Here is a 23,547-nt window from a genome sequence, read left to right as displayed (position 1 = left end):
GCGCTTGCCCGTTTCATGCTTAACCGGGGCTGAGCCGGGCGGGGTTTAGGAGGGCTGAGGCCCAAGGGCAATGGCTGCGTTTGCCCTTGGGCTTTAGTTGAAGCCGATGTTCTTGAGCCGGAAGCGGAACAGGAAGGTATTACCCTTGCGCGCATCGCCGTTGGCCTGCGCATCGCGGCGCCAGGTCACGCCAAGCTCAAGGCAGTCGTCCTCATACGCAAGGCCGAGGCGCGTGCGCAGCGGATCGAACCCGTCCGAGGTATTGGTCGGATCCTCGTTCTTGTCGGTGAGGTTGATGACAGCGGCGCCGAACAGCGACCAGTATCTCTGGAATCCCAGCCGCCCCGCGATGCGCAATTCCTCGCGGTCGCGCAGATCCTCCAGCGTATCGGGAATGTCGCGGTTGAGCCTGAGATAGCCCGCCTCGACATAGGTGCGGTTCGAACCGACGGTGAAGTCCAGTTCGTTGCGGCGCACGGCAAGATTATCCTTGTCGAGCCGGAAGCGGTGCGCGACCTTGATGAAATTGCGCCAGCGCACTTCGGTGCGGCCCACGATGTCGCTGGTGCGGCTGGTGAGGCCGGTGCCGTCGGGGAACAGGATCGGCGCGTCGGACAGGCGGTAGCTTTGCCCCAATGTCGCGTCGATCTGCCAGCCCGGCGCATTCCAGCGCCAGTCGAAGCCATAGGTGAAGCGCACGCCTTCCTCGACCCGGTCATATCCGGGGAAGCGATTGAGCGCGAAAAGATTCGAATCCTCAAGATCAATGGCGCGCGCGTCCTCGTTCGGGATGTCGAGATTCTTGATGTCGGGGGTCGCCACCAGCTGGACGCGGGGGGTGAATACCTGCGTTCCCCCGAATATCGCGCCGGTCAGCGGATATTTGACGTCGATCGCGCCGATCGCCACGCCGCGCGCCTGCCAGCCCTGTGTCCCGCGATAAAGTTCGACGCTGGTCAGCGCGTTTTCATCCGAGTGATAGACATCGGCGCGGCCCAGCGCGGTCAATTCGACGACCTGTCCCCATGGGGTGTAGCGGCGAAGGTTCCACTCCGCCTTGGCAAAGGCGCGCTGCGTATCCTGCCCGTCGGTGCGGGTAAGCGCGAGCGAGTTCGCCTGCAGCATGATCTGGCCGCCCAGCACCGGATCGGCGATGCGGCGGCGGTAGTCGATCACCGGCAGCGCCAGCGGCACCAGCCCCTGTTCGTCGCCGGCGCGCAAGGTCTGCGTCATCCAGCCTGAGAAGGAGAGGTAGGAATCGTCGTCGATCCGCTCGACATTGATCATCGAGCGCAGGCGGTCGTCGCGGCTGATGTCATAGCGGCGAAGGAACGTCCGGTCGCTTGCTACCCGGATCGATGCGGTGACCGACCAGTTGTCATCAAGGTTGAAGCGGCCATTGGCATCGAAATAGCCGCGCAGGTCCTTTTGCGAGGTCTGCACGGTCGAATCGCCGATGGGAATGCGCGTGGATGACGTCGCATATCCGGTGATCTGATAGGCGCCATCTGCGGTCAGCGCCTTGTAGCTGGCCGAGAGCATGGGCCAGACATCGGTGTAGATGTTCGCGCCGAGCGTCAGTTCGCGATTGGCCGCGATCCGCCAGTAATAGCTGTTCTCGATCTCCACCCCGTTGCTCGCGGAGAAGCGCAGGTTCGGCGTGCCGATGCCCGATACCGGCTGCCCGTCGGCGCGCACCGAAAGGCCGGGCAGCGGGATCAGTGGCGCGCCGAACAGTTCCAGCATCGCGCCGCGAAAGCGAATGACCTGCGTTTCGGGATCGTAATCGACGCGGGTCGCCGTAAAGCGCCAGCTCGGGTCCTTGGCGCAGCCTTCGTCGGTGGTGACGGGGCAAGGCGAATAGGCCGCATCGGTCAGGCGTATGCGCCCATCTTCCATGCGCTGTCCCGTGCGGGCGGCCATGCGCTGCCCCTCTGTCAGCACCAGCAGCAGGTTTTCCATCGCGCCCGCCGCCAGTTCGTCGGTCAGCGTCAGCTCTTCGGTATAGAGCTTGTTGCCGCCCGTATCGGTAAGGCGGACATTGCCGCTGGCGACGATCTCGCCTGTATTGCGGTTCCAGCGGACCGTATCCGCGTGCAGTTCCTGATCGGCACGGCGCAGCACGACATTGCCGCTGGCAGAGATGATCTCGTCATCCATCTCATAGCCGAGTTCGTCGGCCTCGAACGCGATCTGGTCGTCGCTTTCGGGCGCGGCAATTGAGAAGGGAGAGCCCGGTTCGCCCGCCTCGGGCACCGTTTCTTCTTCGCTGATGCCGTCATAGCTGGCCCAGAAATCCTCTGCCGCGCCGGACTGCGCCTTACGCTCCAGCGCGGCGCCTGGCTCGCTCTCGCGCAGCATTTCGGGCGTTTCGATGGGACCGGTCACATCCTGCGCGAACGCAGGGGCAGCCAGCAGCGCAAAGGGGCTGATGGCGGCGCCAAGCAGGAAGTTGGCGGAGCGGCGGAAGGGCATCTGGCAGGGCAAGTCGGGCAATCTGTCGGCTTTTGTCTCGGCTCTGGCCGGCCATCCGGCAATTGTTCATGGCATATGCGATGCGACCTGTCGGCAGCATGGCTTGCCTATCGCACCGCCGCCCCCTAACTGCAATCGCACAATACGCCAAAGCCCCTTCAAGCGTTTTCGATCCCGCACGGATGCGAACGCACGAAACGCGGATACCCTTGGCGCACGGTCCCTGCCGCACTTTCCCCCCGAACGGCAGGCGAAAGAGAAAAACAGGAAGACGCCCATATGAAATTCACCTTCGCCGAATCGCTTTCCCCGGAAATCCGCACCAGTGTCGTGCCTGTGGCCGAGGACAGCCTGCCCGCTTTCCTGCCCAACGCCCTGAAGGAAGGGGCGAAGGAAAACCGCTTCAAGGGCAAGCCCGGCCAGATCTTCGAAGGCTTTGCCGAAATTGACGGCGCGGTGCGCCAGATCGTGCTGGCGGGCACCGGCAAGGCAGGCGCTGCCGACCGTCAGGCCGCGCTGGAAAAGGCGGGCGCTGCGGTGATCGCGCGCTACCTTACTTCTGGCAAGAAGAGCGTGGGCGTCGATTTCTCCGAAGCCAATGTCGATGCGGCTGGTGCTGCCGCTTTCCTGATGGGCATGCGTCTGCGCAGCTGGCGGATCGACACCTATCGCACGAAGCTGAAGGAAGAGCAGAAGCCTTCGCTGACCGAAGCGGTCGTCATCGGCGCGCCCGCGGGCACTGACGCGGCATGGGACGATGCCGCCGCCGTCGCCACCGGGGTCGAGTTCACCCGCGAACTGGTAAGCGAGCCTGCCAACAAGATCTATCCCGAAACCTTTGTCGAGCGTTGCAAAGAGCGCCTGGAAGGCACCGGTATCGAAATCACCGTGCTCACGGTCGAGGAAATGTCGGCGTTGGGCATGGGCGCGCTGCTGGGCGTGGGGCAGGGTTCGATCGACCGGCCCGCGCGCATCATCGCCATGCACTGGAAGGGCGGCGGCTCGGAAGCGCCGCTGGCTTTCGTGGGCAAGGGCGTGACCTTCGATTCGGGCGGTATCAGCATCAAGCCGGCTGCCGGCATGGAAGAGATGAAGTGGGACATGGGCGGCGCAGGTGCGGTCGCGGGCACGATGCTCGCGCTCGCCGCCCGCAAGGCGAAGGCCAATATCGTGGGCATCTGCGGCCTGACCGAGAACATGCCCGACGGCAATGCGCAGCGTCCCGGTGACGTCGTCACCTCGATGTCGGGCCAGACGATCGAGGTCATCAACACCGACGCCGAAGGCCGCCTCGTCCTGTGCGATGCGCTGCACTGGTGCCAGGAAACCTTCAAGCCTTCGAAGATCGTCGATCTCGCCACGCTGACCGGCGCGATCCTGGTCTCGCTGGGCAAGGAGCATGCGGGCCTGTTCTCGAACAATGACGAGCTGTCCGACGCGCTCACCGCTGCGGGCAAGAGCGTGGGCGAGAAGCTGTGGCGCATGCCGCTTGCGCCCGAATACGACCGCCTGATGGATTCGCAGATCGCCGACATGAAGAACGCGGGCCCGCGTTTCGGCGGCTCGATCACGGCGGCGCAGTTCCTGCAGCGTTTCATCATGAACGATACGCCGTGGGCGCATCTTGACGTTGCGGGCATGGTCTGGGCCGACAAGCCCGGCGCGACCTGGGACAAGGGCGCGACCGGCTATGGCGTGCGCCTGCTCGACCGTCTTGTTCGCGACACGCTGAACGGCTGATCCAGACCGAAGGGGGCGCTTCGTGGCGCGGGTCGATTTCTATCACCTCACGCGCGATGGCGCCCCCACGGCGCTCGCCATGCTGGCGGGCAAGGTATTGGGCGCAGGGCAGCGCCTGCTGGCCGTCGATGGCGAGGAAGCGGGGCGCGAGGCGCTGTCGCGCGCTTTGTGGGAGGCCGACGGCTTCCTCGCCAACGGCATCGCTAGCGATACCGCGAACGATCCACGCCAGCCGGTGCTGATCTCCGCCACTGCCACAAGCGCCGCCAATGGCGCGACAATCGTAGCGCTGGCCGATGGGCAGTGGCGCGAAGAGGCGCTTTCCTTCGACCGCGTGCTGTTGCTGTTTGACGAAGCCAATATCGCGGGCGCCCGTCAGTGCTGGCGCGACCTGGGGCAGGCCGATGGCGTGGAGCGCCATTACTGGAGCCAGGACGAACGCGGCCGCTGGCGCGAGGGCCCCTGAAGGCCTATCCTTCCCTCCTGCATGAACGAAGGGGGAAGCGTTTCATGAGAAGACTGATGATAGCGGCGGCAGCGTTTGCGCTGGCAGGATGCGGCGGGTCTGACGACGAGGGTGCCACCACCCGTACCGATGACGGCACCGTCCATGTTTCCGATGACGATGGGGCCATGACGATCAAGGCCGATGACGGTAGCGCCACCATCCGAACGGGCAAGGGCAGCGAGGCCGACGTGTCCCTGCCCGGTGGGATCACGCTCTATCCCGGCGCCGAAGTCGTGATGACCATGAATGGCAAGGACGGCAGCGGCGGCGGCGGACTGACCGTGATGGAAAGCGCGGACAGCGTGGATAGGGTCGAGGCGTTCTATCGCAAGCAGTTCGAGGATGCGGGCCTGGCCATTCATACAGACGGCATGTTTTCGGGCGCGCAGACCATCGGCGCGCGCGACGATGGCAGCGGGCTTGCCGTCAATGTCGTCGTCACCGATAGCGGCGGCAAGACGCAGATACACCTGACCCACGCCAGCGACCGCTGACAGGCAGGGCGCCCGACCTTCAACAGGGGTTGCCCAGTCGCGCCCGCGCCGCTAGGGGCGCTGCCGATAAGCGCGGGCGTGTTTGATGCCGCCTGATGCGCTGACGAATTCACGCATAAGGAAGACATATCATGGCGGTTACCCGCACCTTTTCGATCATCAAGCCCGATGCCACCCGCCGCAACCTGACCGGCGGCGTCACCAAGATGCTGGAAGACGCCGGCCTGCGCGTCGTCGCTTCGAAGCGCATCCAGATGACCAAGGAACAGGCCGAGGGCTTCTACGCCGTTCACAGCGAACGTCCGTTCTTCAACGATCTGGTCTCCTTCATGATCTCCGGCCCCGTCGTCGTGCAGGTTCTGGAAGGCGAAGACGCCGTGAAGGCGAACCGCGACATCATGGGCGCGACCAACCCCGCCGATGCGGCCGAAGGCACCATTCGCAAGACCTATGCCGAGTCGATCGAGGCCAACTCGGTCCACGGTTCGGACAGCGACGAAAATGCCAAGATCGAGATTGATTATTTCTTCAAGCCCGAAGAAATCGTCGGCTGATCCATGCCCGCCATGGTCGGAAAGCCCCACGCCGGGGATGACTGACCTCAAACGGGTTTTGTAATTTCGAAATCCCCTTCTTTCCCGCTATTGTTCCCACGCCTGTGGGGGCAGGCGGGGAAGAGGGGGATTTCTTTTGGTTCGCGCGTTTTCGCTGGTCTATCTTGCCATTGGCATTGTGCTGTGCGCGCTGGTTGTACTGGGGGTTGCGCAGGTGACCCAGCCACCAAATCCGATGGTGCCGCAGGCGCTGAACTGGCTAGCCATGCCCGGCGCGCTGCTGCAACGCTTCGTGTTCGACGATCAGCCCTGGATGCAATTGCTGGTGTGGGGCGGATCGGTGCTCATCAATTTCGGCCTGCTCGCCTGGCTGGCGGACAATATGGACAAATAGCTCAGAACTCGCTGGCGACGGCGCGAAGCCCAGCGAGCCGTTTCGGCGCGACCGACAGCCAGCTTCTTTCCAGCCATTCACTCACGTGATCCCAGTCGACCCGCGGGCGATTGAGGATCAGGCCAGCCCATCCGGCAGCGCCATAATAGGCGGGACGGAACCAGATGTCGGGATCGCGCGCGACCATCTCTTCCAGCTCGTCGGGGCCCGAGGTTTTTACCAGCACGGCGACATGCGGCTCCCCATGGTGCCGGTCGTTGAAATGGGCGAAGAACTTGCCGCTCTTCCCGCCGGTGTGGAACGCGGGCGCGCCGTGGCTCTCGCGCATTTCCGCTTCCGGCAGGGCGAGCGCGATCTCGCGGACCCGCTCCAGCAGCCAGTCGGCGCGATAGGGGCGGGTGACCAGCTCCTCCAGCGCGCGGGGGTATAGCTGATGCTCGGCAAACAGCACCCGGCCCGCCAGCGTTTCGGGGGTGTCGCCGGGCAGGATCGCGACCGGCGTCTGGCCAAGGATCGGGCCATCGTCCAGCTCTGCCGTGACCAGATGCACCGAGCAGCCGCCATGGCTGTCGCCTGCCTCGATCGCGCGGGCATGGGTGTCGAGCCCTTTGTATTTCGGCAGCAGCGAGGGGTGGATGTTGAGCATGCGCCCCTCCCACTTCCCCACGAATTCGGGGGAGAGGATGCGCATGTATCCGGCCAGCGCCACGTGGGTCGCGCCCGATTTCACGATTTCTGCATCCATCGCGGCATCGTGTTCGGCGCGCTTCATGCCCTTGTGCGGCAAAGCGAATGTCGGCACGCCTTCGGCATCTGCCAGCGCCAACCCCCTGGCATCGGGGTTGTTCGAGGCGACGAGCACGATTTCATAGGGGCAATCCGGCCGCTTTGCGCCATAGAGCAGGGCGGCCATATTGGTGCCGGTGCCGCTGATCAGCACTGCCACGCGGGCCTTTTCCGGTATGCTCACGCTCATTCGCCAGCCTTTAGTGTCCCACGGTCAGGAACGTCATGCCCCTTCCGATGGTTTCGTGAATCGATGAACCGCCGCCAGCAATATCAAGCGCCGACCGCGCCAGCCCCCTCTATGCGCGCATGCGAATGGCGGCAAGCACCCGTCATGCCGATGGGGCAAACGCGATGAGCGCCCCCATCTTCCAGCCCCGCGAAGAGGACCGCGCTTACCTCAGGCGCATCGCCTATACCATCGCCATTGCGGCGCTGTTGCTGGTGATCTGGCGCGCGGCGGATCTGCTGATGCTGGTCTTCGGATCGGTGCTGGGGGCGGTGGCCTTCCGCTCGACCGCGGGTCTTTTCCGGCGGGCGGGCATCAGGAACAAGAGTGCTTCGCTTAGTCTTGGCATTCTCACCTGCCTCGCGGTGATCGGGGTGATGGGCTATCTGCTGACGGTGCAGTTCGGCACGCAACTGGCGGGCATGCTCGACAATCTTCCCGGCACATTGGCGACGCTGGAGGCGGAGCTTTCGCGCACTCCCGTTGGCGATGCTGTCGTGCGCGCGGCGCAGGCGGCGCTGGCGGGCAGTACGATTGCCGACAGGCTGGGCTCGCTGGCGGCAGGCGCGGGCGAGGTGGCGCTGAATTTCCTCATCGTGCTGGTGGGAGCGATGTTCATCGCTGCCGATACCGGCCCCTATCGCCGGGGCATCCTCCTCCTCACACCCGCAAAGGGCCGCGAGACCATGGCCCGCGCCATCGACGAGATGAGCCTTGCCCTCAGGCTGTGGCTCAAGGCGAAGCTGATTTCGATGACGGCGATGACGCTGCTGATCGGCTTTTCGCTGTGGCTTGCAGGAGTCGAGCATTATGTGGCGCTGGGGCTGCTGGGCGGGCTTTCCGAATTCGTGCCCTATGTCGGCCCGGCGCTCGCCATGTTGCCGTCGATCGGCATTGCGGCCAGCCAGGGGGGCGACGTGCTGACCTATGCGCTGATCGCTTATGTCGTCGTGCGCGTGCTGGAAGCATGGCTCGTCACCCCGCTCATCAACCGCGAGGTGGTGAGCATTCCGCCTGCGCTGACTTTGTTCGTGATCCTTGGCGCGGGCGCGGTGTTCGGGGCCTATGGGCTGTTCTTTGCAGGTGCCCTGCTGGTCGTCGCCTTCGTCGGCGTGCGCGAACTATATCTGCGCGATACGCTGGGCGAGGATGTGGAAGGCGTGCCGCGTCCGGTGAAAGAGGGGGCTGCCTAGAGCTGCTTCTGCTGGTCATGCGTCAGAAGCGGACGGTCTGCAAACGACCGGTTTCGGACATTCTGAGAGCCGGGAGTGACTGCGGATTACAAGCCTGTTGGATGTTGCCGCTAATGGTGATCTGAATTCGATCACCCTTCAGGAGAGTATGCGTGCTTTTTCACACCATGGTCGGATCGAACGACATTGAACGATCCAAGCGCTTCTACGACACGGTGCTCAGCACCTTGGGTGCAGGGGAAGGGACGCGGAACATCGCCGACAGCGGACATACACGTCTGATCTACAATAACGGAAACGGAACCAACTTCATCGTCAGCCAGCCGATCAACAACGAACCGGCTAGCGTCGCTAACGGCAGCACCGTCGCCTTTTCCTGCGACTCGCCCGAGCAGGTGAAGCAGCTTCACGATACCGCCGTTGCCGCTGGCGGAACCTCGATCGAAGCTCCGCCCGGGCCGCGCGAAACTGCCTCGATGGGCACCATCGAACTGGCCTATTTTCGTGATCCCGACGGCAACAAATTGTGCGGAATTCATTTCCCTGCCTGATCCGTCCGGCACGGGTCTGTTTCTAAACCTAGCGGACTTCGATCACGCTATCCCGCTGACATCCGCTTCCCACCCCATTCCGGTCATCAGCGGGCATTATCGAAACGCCTGAAAGCTTCGGCAGCCACGACAAAGCCGAGGCTGTCACGTTGAACGGATCGCTGCGGACAGTCGCCCCTTTTGCCACTGGCCGGATTGGCCAGCCGGGGCTGCGCGTCTGGCAAATCAGCTCTCTGCTGGCGGCGCGATGCTCGCCCTGACCAGCGGGCGGCTTACTCCGCATTCCCCGAAAACGCGATTTTGTTCAGCTGCTCGCGCGTCTGTTCGTACATCACGTCGATATCGACCCGCTCGCCATCCTCGATCCGTTTCGAGATCATGGTGACCGGAAACAGCAGGATCGACGTGCCCGGCCAGTTCAGCGCGGGCTGGCGGCCATATTCGTCGTCGATCGTCACCCAGTTCAGCATCAGATCCTGCGCCAGCGCATCGCCCATGGCGATCCCCAGCGATTGCAGCTTCCAGGTGTCGTCCGGCCCGACCCATCCGCCCGACAGATTGGCGCGGATAACGGCCATCTTGCCCTCGATCGTGGCATAGCCCTCATCGGCGTCGGTGGCGAAATGGCCCTTCAGCCATTTGCGCGCTTCTTCCAGCCACTCGACCTCATTGGCCTCGAGCGTGAAGGGTTGCTCGTGCTCCATACAAGGGAGCATAAAGGGAGGCGAGGCCCCTGCGTCAAGGGTTCTGCTCCTGTTGGATAGCCCAATGGAGGCCAACCCGGCGCAATTGTCGCTTAGCTTTTGCCCGCGCATGCGCTAGGGGGCGGCCCGAGTCCTCTCGTGGCGTTCACGGGTGGAAACACGCAATTTTTGGAAAGTCTGTATCATGCCTGCCTATCGTTCCCGCACTTCGACCCATGGCCGCAACATGGCAGGCGCGCGCGGTCTATGGCGCGCGACCGGCATGAAGGACGGCGATTTCGGCAAGCCGATCATCGCCATCGCCAACAGCTTCACCCAGTTCGTGCCGGGGCATGTGCATCTGAAAGACCTCGGCCAGCTGGTCGCGCGGGAGATCGAGGACGCGGGCGGCGTTGCCAAGGAATTCAACACCATCGCGGTCGATGACGGCATCGCCATGGGCCATGACGGCATGCTCTATTCGCTGCCCAGCCGCGATCTGATCGCCGATAGCGTCGAATTCATGGTCAATGCGCATTGCGCCGATGCCATCGTCTGCATTTCCAACTGCGATAAGATCACGCCCGGCATGCTGATGGCAGCGATGCGGATCAACATCCCCGTCGTCTTCGTCTCGGGCGGCCCGATGGAGGCTGGCAAGGTCGTCATCAAGGGCAAGGAGCACGCGCTCGACCTCGTGGACGCGATGGTCGCCGCCGCCGACGAAAGCTACACCGACGAGGAAGTGACCGCCATCGAGCAGGCCGCGTGCCCCACCTGCGGCTCGTGCTCCGGCATGTTCACGGCCAATTCGATGAACTGCCTGACCGAGGCGCTGGGCCTCTCGCTTCCCGGCAATGGCTCGGTGCTGGCCACCCATGCCGACCGCGAGCTGCTGTTCCGTGAGGCGGGCCGTCTCGCCGTCGATCTGTGCAAGCGTTATTACGAGCAGGACGACGACAGCGTCTTGCCCCGCTCCATCGCGACGTTCGAGGCGTTCGAGAATGCGATGAGCCTTGACATCGCCATGGGCGGATCGACCAACACCGTGCTGCACCTGCTGGCCGCTGCCCATGAAGCGGGCGTCGATTTCACCATGACCGATATCGACCGCCTCAGCCGCAAAGTGCCGTGCCTGTCCAAGGTCGCGCCCGCGAAATCGGACGTGCACATGGAAGACGTGCACCGCGCCGGCGGCATCATGGCGATCCTGGGCGAGCTGGAAATGGCGGGCCTGCTGAACGGCGATTGCTCCACCGTCCATAGCCCCACGCTGGCCGAGGCGCTCAACTATTGGGACATCGGCCGCAGCCCGTCGAACAAGGTCCGCGAATTCTATGCCGCTGCGCCCGGCGGCGTGCCGACGCAGACCGCCTTTAGCCAGAACCGCCGCTGGGAAGAGCTGGACATCGACCGCGAGGGCGGCGTGATCCGCAATGCCGAAAACGCGTTTTCCAAGGATGGCGGCCTTGCCGTGCTGACCGGCAATATCGCCCTCGATGGCTGCATCGTGAAGACCGCGGGCGTCGATGAGAAGATCCTGAATTTCACCGGCCCCGCGCGCGTCTATGAAAGCCAGGAGGCTTCGGTCGCGGGCATTCTGGCAGGCGACGTCAAGGCCGGCGAAGTCGTGGTGATCCGCTATGAAGGTCCGCGCGGCGGGCCGGGCATGCAGGAAATGCTCTACCCGACCAGCTACCTCAAATCGAAGGGGCTGGGCGCGGCTTGCGCTCTTATCACCGACGGGCGTTTTTCGGGCGGCACCAGCGGGCTTTCCATCGGCCACGCCTCGCCCGAAGCGGCAGAGGGCGGCGCGATCGGTCTGGTCGAGACGGGCGACATCATCGCCATCGACATCCCCAATCGCACCATCGACCTGCAGATCAGCGATGCCGAGATGATGGCCCGCCGTGAGGCGATGGAGGCCAAGGGCAAGGATGCGTGGAAGCCCTCGCACCCGCGTCCGCGCAAGGTGTCCGATGCCCTTCGCGCCTATGCCGCGATGACGACCAGCGCGTCGCGCGGCGCGGTGCGGGATGTCGACCAGCTTTATCGCAAGTAATGGAGCATCGCTTCGGCCCCATCGCTCCCGATCAGGTCCTGACGGTCAGCCAGATGCAGGCCGCGGAACAGCGGCTGATGGATGCCGGGCACGATGTCCATGAGCTGATGCAGCGGGCAGGGCGCGGCGCTGCCGAATGGGTCTGGCGCATCGCCGCCCATGCGCCCGTCACCGTGCTGTGCGGACCGGGCAATAATGGCGGCGATGGCTATGTGATTGCCGAAACCCTGCGGCAGAGGGGCTATGCCGTCGCGGTGGTCGCCGCGCTGCCGCCCGGCACCGATGCAGCGAAGCGGGCGGCATCGCTTTACAGCGGCGAAACCGTCTCGGCTGCCGAGGCCGAAGGCGCGGTGCTGGTCGATTGCCTGTTCGGATCGGGCCTCAACCGGCAGGTGGAGGGCGCGCTTCGCCAGACCCTGCTCGATCTTGCCGCGCGGCATCATCGCCGCATCGCCATCGACCTTCCCACCGGAGTCGAAAGCGACAGCGGCGCGCTGCTGATCGATGGACTGCCGCATTACGATCTGTGCGTCGCACTGGGCGCGTGGAAGCGGGCGCATTTCCTGATGCCCGCCGCATCGCACTGGCGCATGGCGCAGCTGGTCGACATTGGCGCGGACGACGAAGGCGTGCGCGCCCGTGTCATTACCCAGCCCGCCTTGAACGCCCCGGCGGCGGACGCGCATAAATACACCCGCGGCCTTGTCACCGTGGTCGGCGGCGCGATGGAGGGGGCCTCGATCCTTGCCTCTCGCGCCGTGGCGCTGGCGGGGGCGGGCTATGTGAAGCTGCTATCCCACGAACCGGTCACCAATGCGCCCGCCGATCTCGTCGTGCTGCGCTCTCCCGGAGAGATCACGCTGGCCGATGCGCTGGGCGATGATCGCATCGCCGCCGTGCTGTGCGGCCCCGGTCTTGGCCGCGACCACCAGGCGCGTGAGCGGATGGAGGCTGCGATTGCCAGTCGCCAGCCGCTGGTGCTCGACGCCGACGCCTTGGTGATGCTGCACGCCGATGGGCTGGCCCAGCGCGAGACGACCATGGTGCTGACCCCGCACGCGGGCGAGATGGCGAAGCTGGAGGAACGTTTCGGCCTGACCGGCGAGGGCACGAAACCCGAGCGCGCCGCCGCCTTGGCCGAAGCGACCGGCGCAGTCGTGGTGTTCAAGGGGCCGGACACGGTGATCGCATCCCCCGCTGGCACTCTGGCCTTTACGCCGCCTGCCTCCAGCTGGCTTTCGGTCGCGGGATCGGGCGATGTATTGGCTGGGATCATCGCGGCAAGGCTTGCAGTTACGGGCGATCCGATGCAGGCGGCGGAAGAGGCCGTGGCGATCCATGGCCGCGCCGCGCAAATTGCCGGCCCCGCCTTTACAGCCGCGATGCTGGCCGAGGCGGTTCACACCGTCATGGCAGAGTTTTCATGAGCACGATCATCCGCATCGCCGCCAAGGGCGATGGCGTTACCGAAGATGGCCGCTTCGCCCCGCTGACCGCGCCCGGCGATACGCTGGCCGCCGATGGCGCCGTGACCCCCGGTCCGCATCACGCGCAGCCCGCCTGCCGCCATTTCCCCGCCTGCGGCGGCTGCCAGCTCCAGCAGCTGGACGAGGAAAGCTGGCGCGATTTCGTGACCCAGCGCGTGGCCAATGCCGCCGAAGGACAGGGGCTGGAGCCTGGCGCATTGGAACCGGCCGAACTATCCCCGCCTGCCAGCCGGCGCCGTGTGACCTTGCATGCAGAGGCTCGCGGAAAATCCGTCCGCATCGGTTTTCGCGCAGGGCGTTCGCATGACATTGTCGACATGGCCGAATGTCCGGTCATGGCGCCCGAACTATTCGCGCGGGTCGGCCCGCTCAAGCGCTTGCTCGCCGCGACAAAGCGCAAGAAACTGTCCGCCGACATCCAGATGACGCTCTGCGATCAGGGGGTGGACTGCAACATCAAGGGCTACACTCCCGATGGACTGGCTGAGACCGAGGGGCTGATCGCCTTTGCGCAGGAAAACGGGCTGGCGCGGCTGACACTGGACGATGGCTATGGCCCCGAAACCCATTGGGAACCCGATCCCGTCACCGTGACACTGTCGGGCGTTCCGGTCGGCCTGCCGCCCGGCAGCTTCCTTCAGCCCACGCTGGAAGGCGAGGCGGCGCTGGTCGGAGCGGCGCGCGAATGGCTGGCGGGCGCGAAGACGGCGGCGGACCTGTTCTCAGGCCTTGGCACATTCGCTTTCGCGCTGGCGCAGGACGGCGGCAAGGTGCTGGCGGTGGAAGCTGCGCGCGATGCCTTTATGTCCTGCAAGGCGGCGGCGGGCATTTCCCGGCGCGAGCTATTCGCCATGCACCGCGACCTGTTCCGCAATCCGCTGCAGGCCGAAGAGCTGAACAGGTTTCAGGCCGTGCTGCTCGACCCCCCGCGTGCCGGAGCGAAGGAGCAGGTGGCGCGGCTTGCCGAAAGCACGGTGCCGCGCATCTGTTACATCAGCTGCAATCCATCCAGCTGGGCCAAGGACGCCGCGATGCTGGTCGCGGCGGGGTACCGGCTGGAGAAACTGCGCCCCGTCGGCCAGTTCCGCTGGTCGACGCATGTGGAACTGGCCAGCCTGTTCGTGCGGGGCTGACGGTCAGCCCAGCACCGAAAGCAGCGAGCGGATCGCCAGCAGCACCATCACCACGCTCGACGCCATGAACAGCATCGCGCGGATGGACACGACATTGACCTTCGCCTGATAGATCGAATGCGCGATGCGCAAGGCCACGTAAGCCCAAGCCAGCCCGATGTCATATCCGCTCGCCCCGCCCAGCGCGAGGAAGACGAGCGCGGCGTAGAAGATCGTCGGCTGCTCCATCAGATGCGCGTAATTATGCGCGGGCCAGTCCTTGATGTCTTTTGAGATGGCGGCGATGTCGGTGCCGCGCGACCCCGGCTCGACCTTGGCGAGGTTGATCTTGTGCTTGCGGAACGTGCCCATCCGGTCGACCAGCATCCACACCAGCATCACTGCGGTCCAGACCACCAGCACCGCACCGGGCACGAGAATCGATGTGTCGGGCATGATCTTGAAAGCTCCCCCTTGGCCGTTCAGCGTGTTGCTGTGCCCACATGACAGGCCGCTGTCAAAACGCCCGTGACGGTTGCTTGTGCGGCAGCGGGGACTATATCGGCGCTTTCGCTGATTTCGTTACAGGTAGGAGAGTTCGTCTTGGGCAAGGTTCTGGTCATCGGCGCAGGCGGTGTAGGTTCGGTCGCGGTGCACAAGATGGCGATGAACGCGGACATCTTTACCGAGATCACGCTGGCAAGCCGCACGGTTTCGAAATGCGACGCCATCGCCAAGAGTGTGAAAGAGCGCACCGGCGTTACCGTGCCCACCCATGCGATCGATGCCGACGATGTCGATGCGACGACCGCTCTTATCAAGCAGGTCGGCCCCGATCTCGTCGTGAACCTCGCGCTCCCTTATCAGGACCTGTCGATCATGGATGCCTGCCTCAACGCGGGCGTGCATTACATGGACACGGCGAATTACGAGCCGAAGGATGTCGCCAGGTTCGAATATCACTGGCAGTGGGCCTATCAGGATCGCTTCAAGGAAGCCGGCTTGATGGCGCTGCTGGGCAGCGGTTTCGATCCGGGCGTGACCAGCGTGTTCGCGATGTGGCTCAAGAAGCACAAGCTCAAGACCATCCGCACGCTCGACATCCTCGACTGCAATGGCGGCGATCACGGGCAAGCGTTCGCCACCAACTTCAATCCCGAAATCAATATTCGCGAAGTGACCGCGCCCGCCCGGCATTGGGAGAACGGCGAGTTCGTCGAGACCCCGGCAATGGGCGTGAAGCAGCAGTTCGACTTTGAAGAAGTCGGGCCGAAGAACATGTACATGATGTACCATGAGGAGCTGGAAAGCCTCGCCAGGTTCCTGCCCGAGATGGAGCGTGGCCGCTTCTGGATGACCTTTGGCGATGAGTATATCAAGCACCTCACCGTGCTGCAGAACGTGGGCATGACCCGCATCGACCCGGTGATGTACAACGGGCAGGAAATCATCCCGCTCCAGTTCCTGAAGGCCGTGCTGCCCGAACCGTCGAGCCTGGGCGAGACGACCAAGGGCAAGACCAATATCGGCGACATCGCCACGGGTGAGGCGCTGGATGGCAGCGGCGAGAAGACGTTCTACATCAAGAACATCTGCGACCACGAAGACGCGTATGAGGAAACCGGCAACCAGGCGGTGAGCTATACCACCGGCGTTCCGGCAATGATCGGCGCGGCCATGATCCTGACCGGTACCTGGACGGGTGATGGCGTCTTCAACATGGAACAGTTCGATCCCGATCCCTTCATGGACATGCTGAACAAGCATGGCCTGCCGTGGAAGGTCGAGGAACTCGACGGACCGCTGCCGTTCTGATCGGCGTCGCCATGACGGGGCCGGTGGCATGAGCCACCCGGTCCTGTTCGTGCATGGCGCGCTGGGCGATGCGCGCACGTGGAGCCCGGTGATCGACGCGCTGCAATGCTGCATGCCCGCCGGGATCGACGCGCGGGCGATCACGCTGTCATGCTTTGGCAAGCGCGACGGGAGTGGTGAGTTCACCACGGCGCGCCACGCCCTTGATATCGAGGAATTCGCGGAAGCCTTGATGGAGCCGCCGGTGACCGTGGTCGCATGGTCCTATGGCACGCATCCCGCCCTTTGTGCCGCGCTGCGCAGGCCTGACCTTTTTGCGGGGCTTTTCCTGTATGAACCCGCCTTTGCGACATGGGTCGACGACGATGATGCCCGCGCCGCCTATCGCGCCGACGCGGGCGATCTTTATGGTCCTGTGCGCGAAGCGCTGGAGTGCGGTGACGAAGAAGCCGCCGCCATCGCCCTGTTCGATGGCACGGGCGCTCCCGGTTTCATCCCGGCGCTGCGCCCTGATCGCCAGCGCATCGCGTTTGACAATGCGCATACGCTGAGGCTGATGATGGGCGAGGGCACTCCGCCTGCCAAGATCACTGCCGCCGAAGTCGCCGATCTCACCATGCCGCTGACCGTGGCGATGGGAGAGGCGACGCGCCCGGCCTTTGCCGTGCCCGCGCGCGGTCTGGCACAGGCCGTGCGCACCGCGCGTCTGGAAGTCGCCCGCAATGCAGGGCATATGTTGCCCGAAGAAGACCCGGCCCGGTTAGCCGCCATGGTCGCCAAATGGCTGACCCAAGAGCTTTGAACCGCCCGGCAGCGCATATCAGGAGGGACGGGCCATGCGATGGATTACGGCAATCACCGGCAGCGCGGCCATCGCGGCGGCAACCGGCGCCCTGATCGCCTGCGCGCCGATCAGCGAAGCCCAGCCTGCCGCGCCGCAGCCGGTCGCGCCCGATATCCTGGATCGAACCGACCCCGCGCCGCAGCCCGATGCAGCCTCGTGCAAGGCCTCTGGCGGGGTCCTTGACCGGCGCGGGCGGGCGCAGACGGCCATGTGCGTCCACCCCTATTCCGATGCGGGCAAGGCTTGCCGCGACAATCTGGAATGCGAAGGCAAATGCATCGCGCCTGTCGATCATGGTCCCGATGGCCAGATCGTGGGCCAGTGCCAGGCCGACGATGCGCTGTTCGGCTGCTATGCCGAGGTGGTCGACGGCAAGTCCGTGCGCGCGATCTGCGTGGATTGATTTGGTGAGCGATCTGGACGCCATCCAAATCTGGCGCGGCGACATCACGACGCTTGGCGTCGATGCCATCGTCAATGCCGCCAATAGCTCGCTGCTTGGCGGGGGCGGCGTTGATGGCGCGATCCACCGCGCCGCAGGGCCTCAGCTGGTGGAGGAATGCCGCCTGCTGGGCGGATGCAAGACGGGGCAGGCGAAGATCACCGGCGGCTACGACCTCCCGGCAAGGCACGTCATTCACACGGTCGGCCCGGTCTGGCACGGCGGCACGCAGGGAGAGCCGGAGCTGCTGGCCGATTGCTATCGCAGTTCCCTGAATATCGCGCGGGAGCGGGGGCTGCGCTCCATCGCCTTTCCCGCGATCTCGACCGGGATTTTCGGCTATCCTGCCGATGCGGCGGCGCAGATTGCCCTGCGCACCATTGCCGAGGAACTGCACCGCACGCCGGACGCGTTCGAGAGCATCGTCCTCGTCTGTTTCGACGAACGGGCGGAGGACGCTCTGAGGGCCGCATTGGCCGATTTGCAGGCGGGAAATGCGCGATGACGCGCCTTCGCTTCGTCCTTGCCTTGATCGCCTGCGGCGTGCTGACGGCCTGCGGTTCCGCCCCGGAAGGGCCAGCCGCCTTGCCGCTGGCATCGGTCGCAGGCTGGCCGCAATGGCCTGACGGGCAGGCCGCCGGGCAGGTGACGGCTGTCGATGTGGATGCAGACAATCGCGTTTTCGTCCTGCACCGTCCGGGCCGCGACTGGCCGGTCGGCGATTTTCCGACCGATCCGATTCCGGCCGATACGGTCACGGTCTTCGATGGACCCACCGGCGCGCTGCTCGATGCGTGGGGATCTGGCGAGATGGTCATGCCGCACGGCCTCTCCATCGCGCCCGACGGCAGCGTCTGGATTACCGATGCAGGGCGCGAACAGGTCCTTCACTACACGCCGGATGGTGATCTGATCGGCACCATCGGGACGATGGGCGAGACGGGTGACGACGACACCCATTTCGGCCGCGCCACCGATGTCGGTTTCGATCGCGGCGACATATTGGTGGGCGACGGCTATCTCAACGCCCGTATCGCCCGCTTCATGTCCGATGGCGGCTACGTCTCTCAATTCGGTGGGCATGGGGGCGGGGCCGGGCAATTCCGCCTGCCTCATTCTGTCGAGGTTAGCGAGCAGGCAGGCGATATCATCGTCGCCGACCGGGAGAACATGCGCGTCCTCGTGATGGACCGGGCAGGAGAGGTTTCCCGCACCGTGAACCTTGCGCCTTTCCAATATCCCTATGCGGCAAAGCGGATGCAGGATGGCAGCCTGTTGATCGCGCAAGGCCGCGACGGGCAGAACATGGGGACGGCAAGGCTGATCCACGTGGCGGCGAACAGCGATGCCCCCACGCTTTTTGATCTCGCCCCCGGCGATGATGGCCCGCACCGCGCGCATGATCTTGCCATCGGCCCCGATGGTGCCATCTATGTGGCCGATGTCATGGCCGAGCGCGTCTATAAGGTCGCGCCCGGTGCACTGGAGAAGAATTGATGGAAACCCGCGCCGGCGATCCCGGACGTTTTGCCGATTTCGACCTCAACCTCGTCGACAGCCCCGCCTTTGTCGTGGATGCCGCGAAGCTCAGGTCGAACCTTCGCATCCTTGCCGACATCCGCGACCGTTCGGGATGCAAGGTGCTGTCCGCATTGAAGGCGTTTTCCATGTGGTCGGTCGCGCCGATGATCGGCGAATATCTCGACGGCGTGTGCACGTCGGGATTGTGGGAAGCGATGCTGGCGGGCGAATATTACGATGGCGAGATCGCAACCTATTGCGCGGCCTACAAGGAAGAGGACATGGAGGAGATCCTGCGCCTTTCCGACCATGTCATCTTCAACACGCCGATGCAGCGTGAACGCTTTGCCGAGCATATCGAGATGGCCCGCAATCGCGGCGAGACGTTCGATATCGGCCTGCGCGTCAATCCGCTCCATGCAGAGGGCGAAGTGCCGCGCTATGACCCCTGCGCCCCGCATTCGCGGCTGGGCTTCCCGGTCGACCAGCTGACCGAGGAGCATATCGAGGGATTGGACGGCCTCCACTTTCACTCCTTGTGCGAACAGGACCTGGAGCCGCTGAAGCGCACGTGGGACGCGCTGCTGCCGCATATCGAATATGTCATCCCCGACCTGAAATGGCTGAATTTCGGCGGCGGTCATCACATCACCCGCAGCGATTACCAGCGCGACGAGCTGGTGCAGTTCCTGATCGACGTGCGCGATACGACAGGGTGCGAGGTTTACCTTGAGCCGGGTGAGGCGGTGGCGCTGGATGCGGGCATTCTTGTCGGCACTTTGCTCGACACGCATTACAACGGCATGCCTCTGGGCATCACCGATATCTCGGCCACTTGCCACATGCCCGACGTGCTGGAAGCGCCCTATCGCCCCGCCATGCTGAACGAGCGGCCCGAGATGGAGCCGATCCGATTGGGCGGTCCGTCCTGCCTCGCCGGCGATGTCATCGGCGATTACGGATTTCCGACAGAGCCCGAAGTCGGCGCGCGTTTCGCCTTCCTCGACCAGGCGCATTATTCGATGGTGAAGACCACGACCTTCAACGGCGTGCCGCTCCCCTCGATCTGGCTGTGGGACAGCGACAGCGGTCTGCTCGAAAAGGTGAAGGGCTTTGGCTATCGCGATTTCCGCGACCGGCTCAGCTGATCTGGCGATGAACTGGATGGTGAGCAATCCGCGTGGGGCCGCGTGCATTCGGATCCCCACGCGGATTGCTGCCATGGCCGCAGAGATCGTATTGGCTGTATGGAGGGACGGAAGACCCCACACGGCCAGCGCGACCTTTAGCTTTGCGACTGTGGTGCAACGGTGAGGCGGCGCCCGGACCTGGCGCCACCCCCCCGGCGCGACCCGCAGCAGAGCTAGTCCTCTACGGGTATGTGACATCCAGCGCCTATCCCCCAACAGGAACCGGGTCACTGCACGTTTTATTGCAGCCCCGCATGAATACGGGCAGTTGCACCAAGATGCGCATCCAGTTGCAACTTCGTGCAACCGGGTTGCAATTTCAAATTTGAAAGGGCATTCGGCATAAATATGCAAAAAGTGTCGGGTCTTCCTTCCAAATTGGACATGCTGCTCAAGGCTTCCAGCCTGAGCCGCGTCGCACTTGCGCACAAGGTGGGCGTCGACAAATCGCTTGTGGGCCGCTGGGTGAAGGGGTCGATCCATCCGGGCGAACATAATCTTTCGCGCCTGACCGCCGTCTTTCAGGATCATTTCGCCCATCTGACGCTGGCGGACTGGTATCTGGAGGAAGCCGAAATGGCCGAGCGGCTGGGCATCTCCCGTCGTTCGCTCGACAAGAGCCCGAACGAGGTCTGCGCCGACAGCCCCTTCGCCCGCATCGCGGAGGCTTCCGGACCTGAGCTTGCCCTGCGCGCCGAGTGCTATGAGGGTTTCTGGCGCACCGCGCGCCCGTCGGTGCTGATGCCCGACCAGGTATTCCACGACTATGGCCTGTTCCGCCGGCGTGAGGACGGAATGATGGAAGTGATCATGGAGGGGGCGGGGCTGAGATTCGAGGGCTGGCTCTTTCCGATGTCGGGCAATCTTTATGTCTTCCTGTTCGATCCGGTGGGCCGCACCCCGCTGATCGTGCTGATGAAGGGCGTCAGCCTGCCGCGCGCCATTTCCATGGACGGGCTGCTGCTGCTGTCGGCATTGGATGGCAATCGCACGCCCGCCGCCCTGCCCATCGTGGTCGAGCGTCTGGGCGATCTGTCCGGCGACCGGCAAGCGGATGATGAGGCGATTCGCCGCATGGTCGATGAAAAGCCCGAGCCGATGGACCCGGTGCCCTCCGATCGGCTGCGCGAAAAGCTCTATGCCGATGTCGGCCCTGCGGCAAAGGATGCAGGCAAGGACTTGTTCCTGATCGCCACCGGCGCCCTGTCGCGCGGCACGACGCAGGCCGGGCTGCTCGGTTAGCGCACTTTTCCGCGCTTTTCCGTGGGTTTCGCGTCTGGCAGTGGAACGGCCTGTCGAAACTCTCTCCCGGCTCATCGCGCTATGGTTGGCCCCATGGAACCGCGAAATTAACTTGCAGTTTCATCACTGAGGTTTATATGCGCCCCCTCGCTGCCCCATGGGGACTTCCAAACCGCAAGGCAGCCTCGTTCGAAATTACCTTTGGGGGTCCCTTGAATTGTCCATTCACCCAGACGCCACTGCTGTAGTTCGCGCAATCTCGCCCGACGAGCCGGTGATCCTCAACCGCCCGCATGCCGCGCGGCGCGCTGCGCGTTTCTTTGTCGAGAAATTTCCCGGCAAGGTGCTCTATGCGGTGAAGGCCAATCCCTCGGCGGACCTGCTGGAAATCCTGCATGATGCGGGCGTGACGCATTACGATGTCGCCTCGATCGCGGAAGTCCGCCTTGTTCGCGAAACCCTCGGGAACGAGCCGGTGTTGTGCTTCATGCACCCGGTAAAGACCGAGCGCGCCATCGCCGAGGCTTACCACCAGCACGGCTGCCGCACTTTCAGCCTCGACAGCCATGAAGAGCTGGAGAAGATCGTGCGCGCCACGTCGAAGGACGGCGAGCCGGCGACCGATTTGCGCCTGTGCGTGCGCCTGCGCGTGTCGTCCGAATATTCGGAACTCTCGCTGGCTGCGAAATTCGGCGTCGACCTGATCGACGCGCCCGCCCTGCTGCAGGCCGTGCGTCAGCGCGCGGACTGGCTGGGCGTGTGTTTCCATGTCGGCAGCCAGGCGATGACCCCTTTCGCCTATGTGCAGGGGCTGGAGCGCGTGCGTGCCGCCATTGCCGAGGCCAGCGTCGTGATCGACATGATCGACGTGGGCGGCGGCTTCCCCTCGATCTATCCCGGCATGGAGCCGCCGCCGCTTGAAGATTACTTCGGCGTCATCCACCGTCATTTCTACGAACTGCCCATCGCCTATAACGCAGAGCTGTGGTGCGAACCCGGCCGTGCGCTGTGCGCGGAATATAACTCGCTGGTGGTGCGCGTCGAAAAGCGCCGCGGGAACGAGCTGTTCATCAATGACGGCGCCTATGGCGCGTTGTTCGATGCGGCCCATATCGGCTGGCGCTTTCCCGTCCGCCGGGTGGGTGGGCCCGAAAACGACGCAGAGGCCGAGGGTTTCTCCTTCTACGGCCCGACCTGCGACGATGCCGATTTCATGGAAGGTCCCTTCCAGCTTCCCGCCGACATGCGTGCGGGCGACTATATCGAGATCGGCATGCTGGGCGCCTATGGCGCGGCGATGAAGACCGGCTTTAACGGCTTTGGCGATGGTCCTGTCGAGACCGTGGCGGACGAGCCGATGGCCAGCCTGTATCGCGGTGACCGCGACGATCCGCGCATCTCCGATAATGTCGTTTCGCTGCGCTAAGCTTTGGGTCGTTTCGCTGCGCTGAGCGGCTTGCCGGTCCTGCGCGCCCTTTCGCGCGGGGCGCAAACCATGGCACTCCCTTTCCCGATCCGGGGAAGGGGGCGCGGTTTTTCATGATTCGCTTTATCGTCGTTCTGGCGCTCGCCGTGTTTGCTTCCGGTGCGTTCACCGCCGCCGCTGCGCAGGACGAAGGGGATGATGGCCCGCCCGCATGGCTGACGCCCGATGCCGGGGCGAAAGTCCTTGAATCGCAGCAGCGTCTTGGCATTTCGGCCTATGACTGGATGCAGGGCGACTGGCGCGGCATCGCCACGGTGCATACGCCCGATGGTCCCTACCGCTATACCCAGACCATGCGCGCCCGCTTCCGCAAATCGGCGACGCTGATGGTGGTGGAGGGCACGGGTAAGGATGCCGATGGCATCACCGTGTTCGAAAGCTATGGCGTGCTCACCTATGAGCCCGTCAGCGAGCTTTACGAGATCGAGAGCTTTGCCGCGGCCAAACGCGCGCGTTATCCGATCCGCTTTGAAGGGCTGGCCGCAAGCTGGGACGTGCCCGACGGGCGAAGGGGCAAGGAGGCGGTCACCTTCACCATGTGGCAGGACGAAGCGGGCCAGTGGCGCGAAACCGGCGTGCGCCATGCGCCGGGCAAGGATCCCCAGACCGTGTTCGAGATGACGCTGACCCGTCTGCCGGTGCCGGTCATTCCCGATGGCAGCCTGCCGCCCGAATAGGGCTGCCTGGCGCGGAGGGGCCGTTACAACCGCGTATAACCGGCCTAAATGCGTTTGCCCTT

Annotated in this window: 23 protein-coding genes; 19 read left to right on the top strand and 4 right to left on the bottom strand. The window is 64.3% G+C overall.

Annotated features, from left to right (window positions below; translation table 11 throughout):
* Positions 1–93: 93 nt before the first annotated feature.
* Positions 94–2,496, bottom strand: a complete 2,403-nt coding sequence (locus tag A9D13_RS00590; protein ID WP_229665537.1) for an LPS-assembly protein LptD — start codon at positions 2,494–2,496, stop codon at positions 94–96.
* Positions 2,497–2,754: 258 nt separating this feature from the next.
* Here A9D13_RS00590 and A9D13_RS00585 point away from each other — a divergent pair, with 258 nt between their 5' ends.
* From A9D13_RS00585 to A9D13_RS00565, 5 genes are all read left to right on the top strand, one after another.
* Positions 2,755–4,215: a leucyl aminopeptidase gene (locus A9D13_RS00585; protein WP_066768630.1), complete on the top strand. Its 1,461-nt coding sequence runs from the start codon at positions 2,755–2,757 to the stop codon at positions 4,213–4,215.
* A 22-nt stretch (positions 4,216–4,237) separates the two neighbouring features.
* Entirely contained in the window at positions 4,238–4,681 is a 444-nt protein-coding gene (locus tag A9D13_RS00580; RefSeq protein WP_082922005.1) for a DNA polymerase III subunit chi, read from the top strand.
* A gap of 56 nt (positions 4,682–4,737) precedes the next feature.
* Complete coding sequence (locus A9D13_RS00575; RefSeq protein ID WP_066768627.1) at positions 4,738–5,217, top strand: hypothetical protein; 480 nt, start codon at positions 4,738–4,740, stop codon at positions 5,215–5,217.
* 131 nt (positions 5,218–5,348) lie between these two features.
* A complete protein-coding gene (ndk, locus tag A9D13_RS00570; protein WP_066768625.1) occupies positions 5,349–5,771 on the top strand; it encodes a nucleoside-diphosphate kinase in 423 nt (140 codons plus the stop codon).
* A gap of 136 nt (positions 5,772–5,907) precedes the next feature.
* Positions 5,908–6,165 carry a hypothetical protein gene (locus A9D13_RS00565; RefSeq protein WP_066768624.1) on the top strand — a complete coding sequence of 86 codons (258 nt, stop codon included), beginning with the start codon at positions 5,908–5,910 and terminating at the stop codon, positions 6,163–6,165.
* A 1-nt stretch (position 6,166) separates the two neighbouring features.
* On the opposite strand, the gene purN is transcribed toward A9D13_RS00565, so the two are convergent.
* Positions 6,167–7,141: a phosphoribosylglycinamide formyltransferase gene (purN, locus tag A9D13_RS00560; RefSeq protein WP_066768621.1), complete on the bottom strand. Its 975-nt coding sequence runs from the start codon at positions 7,139–7,141 to the stop codon at positions 6,167–6,169.
* 164 nt (positions 7,142–7,305) lie between these two features.
* Between purN and A9D13_RS00555 the strand changes: the two genes are divergently transcribed.
* Positions 7,306–8,373: an AI-2E family transporter gene (locus A9D13_RS00555; RefSeq protein WP_066769127.1), complete on the top strand. Its 1,068-nt coding sequence runs from the start codon at positions 7,306–7,308 to the stop codon at positions 8,371–8,373.
* 152 nt (positions 8,374–8,525) lie between these two features.
* Positions 8,526–8,924 (top strand): VOC family protein, encoded by a 399-nt coding sequence (locus A9D13_RS00550; RefSeq protein ID WP_066768618.1) that lies wholly within the window; start codon positions 8,526–8,528, stop codon positions 8,922–8,924.
* 272 nt (positions 8,925–9,196) lie between these two features.
* Here A9D13_RS00550 and A9D13_RS00545 read toward each other — a convergent pair whose 3' ends face one another.
* Positions 9,197–9,628, bottom strand: coding sequence for a DUF3806 domain-containing protein (locus A9D13_RS00545; RefSeq protein ID WP_066768615.1), 432 nt, complete (start codon positions 9,626–9,628; stop codon positions 9,197–9,199).
* Between the two features lie 184 nt (positions 9,629–9,812).
* Between A9D13_RS00545 and ilvD the strand changes: the two genes are divergently transcribed.
* Genes ilvD through A9D13_RS00530 form a run of 3 tightly spaced genes read left to right on the top strand, consistent with a single transcriptional unit; the run spans position 9,813 to position 14,289 of the window.
* Entirely contained in the window at positions 9,813–11,669 is a 1,857-nt protein-coding gene (gene ilvD, locus A9D13_RS00540; protein ID WP_066768612.1) for a dihydroxy-acid dehydratase, read from the top strand.
* Positions 11,669–13,096, top strand: a complete 1,428-nt coding sequence (locus A9D13_RS00535) for a bifunctional ADP-dependent NAD(P)H-hydrate dehydratase/NAD(P)H-hydrate epimerase (protein ID WP_066768609.1) — start codon at positions 11,669–11,671, stop codon at positions 13,094–13,096. The genes ilvD and A9D13_RS00535 overlap by 1 nt, the downstream gene beginning before the upstream one ends.
* Complete coding sequence (locus tag A9D13_RS00530; RefSeq protein ID WP_066768606.1) at positions 13,093–14,289, top strand: class I SAM-dependent RNA methyltransferase; 1,197 nt, start codon at positions 13,093–13,095, stop codon at positions 14,287–14,289. The genes A9D13_RS00535 and A9D13_RS00530 overlap by 4 nt, the downstream gene beginning before the upstream one ends.
* A gap of 3 nt (positions 14,290–14,292) precedes the next feature.
* Here the strand turns inward: A9D13_RS00530 and A9D13_RS00525 are convergent, their stop codons facing one another.
* The gene (locus A9D13_RS00525; protein WP_066768603.1) at positions 14,293–14,724 is read right to left on the bottom strand and encodes an MAPEG family protein; all 432 of its coding nucleotides are present in this window, start codon (positions 14,722–14,724) and stop codon (positions 14,293–14,295) included.
* 147 nt (positions 14,725–14,871) lie between these two features.
* Between A9D13_RS00525 and A9D13_RS00520 the strand changes: the two genes are divergently transcribed.
* From A9D13_RS00520 to A9D13_RS00480, 9 genes are all read left to right on the top strand, one after another.
* Complete coding sequence (locus A9D13_RS00520; protein ID WP_066768601.1) at positions 14,872–16,083, top strand: saccharopine dehydrogenase family protein; 1,212 nt, start codon at positions 14,872–14,874, stop codon at positions 16,081–16,083.
* A gap of 28 nt (positions 16,084–16,111) precedes the next feature.
* A complete protein-coding gene (locus A9D13_RS00515; protein ID WP_066768599.1) occupies positions 16,112–16,885 on the top strand; it encodes an alpha/beta fold hydrolase in 774 nt (257 codons plus the stop codon).
* A gap of 34 nt (positions 16,886–16,919) precedes the next feature.
* The gene (locus tag A9D13_RS00510) at positions 16,920–17,330 is read left to right on the top strand and encodes a hypothetical protein (RefSeq protein WP_066768596.1); all 411 of its coding nucleotides are present in this window, start codon (positions 16,920–16,922) and stop codon (positions 17,328–17,330) included.
* Positions 17,331–17,334: 4 nt separating this feature from the next.
* On the top strand, positions 17,335–17,874 hold the full coding sequence (locus tag A9D13_RS00505; protein WP_229665538.1) for an O-acetyl-ADP-ribose deacetylase: 540 nt from the start codon (positions 17,335–17,337) through the stop codon (positions 17,872–17,874).
* Positions 17,871–18,866, top strand: coding sequence for an NHL repeat-containing protein (locus tag A9D13_RS00500; protein ID WP_066768591.1), 996 nt, complete (start codon positions 17,871–17,873; stop codon positions 18,864–18,866). Before A9D13_RS00505 ends, A9D13_RS00500 begins: the two co-directional genes overlap by 4 nt.
* Positions 18,866–20,038: a carboxynorspermidine decarboxylase gene (locus A9D13_RS00495; RefSeq protein WP_066768589.1), complete on the top strand. Its 1,173-nt coding sequence runs from the start codon at positions 18,866–18,868 to the stop codon at positions 20,036–20,038. Before A9D13_RS00500 ends, A9D13_RS00495 begins: the two co-directional genes overlap by 1 nt.
* A 390-nt stretch (positions 20,039–20,428) precedes the next feature.
* Positions 20,429–21,322 (top strand): helix-turn-helix domain-containing protein, encoded by an 894-nt coding sequence (locus A9D13_RS00490; RefSeq protein WP_066768586.1) that lies wholly within the window; start codon positions 20,429–20,431, stop codon positions 21,320–21,322.
* A gap of 217 nt (positions 21,323–21,539) precedes the next feature.
* The gene (locus tag A9D13_RS00485; protein WP_066768583.1) at positions 21,540–22,748 is read left to right on the top strand and encodes a type III PLP-dependent enzyme; all 1,209 of its coding nucleotides are present in this window, start codon (positions 21,540–21,542) and stop codon (positions 22,746–22,748) included.
* A gap of 113 nt (positions 22,749–22,861) precedes the next feature.
* Positions 22,862–23,485, top strand: a complete 624-nt coding sequence (locus tag A9D13_RS00480; protein ID WP_066768577.1) for a hypothetical protein — start codon at positions 22,862–22,864, stop codon at positions 23,483–23,485.
* Positions 23,486–23,547: the final 62 nt, after the last annotated feature.

Origin of the sequence: Croceicoccus mobilis (assembly GCF_001661965.1) — a bacterium.
Classification (GTDB): domain Bacteria; phylum Pseudomonadota; class Alphaproteobacteria; order Sphingomonadales; family Sphingomonadaceae; genus Croceicoccus; species Croceicoccus mobilis.
Note: the sequence above shows the minus strand (reverse complement) of the source record. Positions and strands in the feature narration are given on the sequence as shown.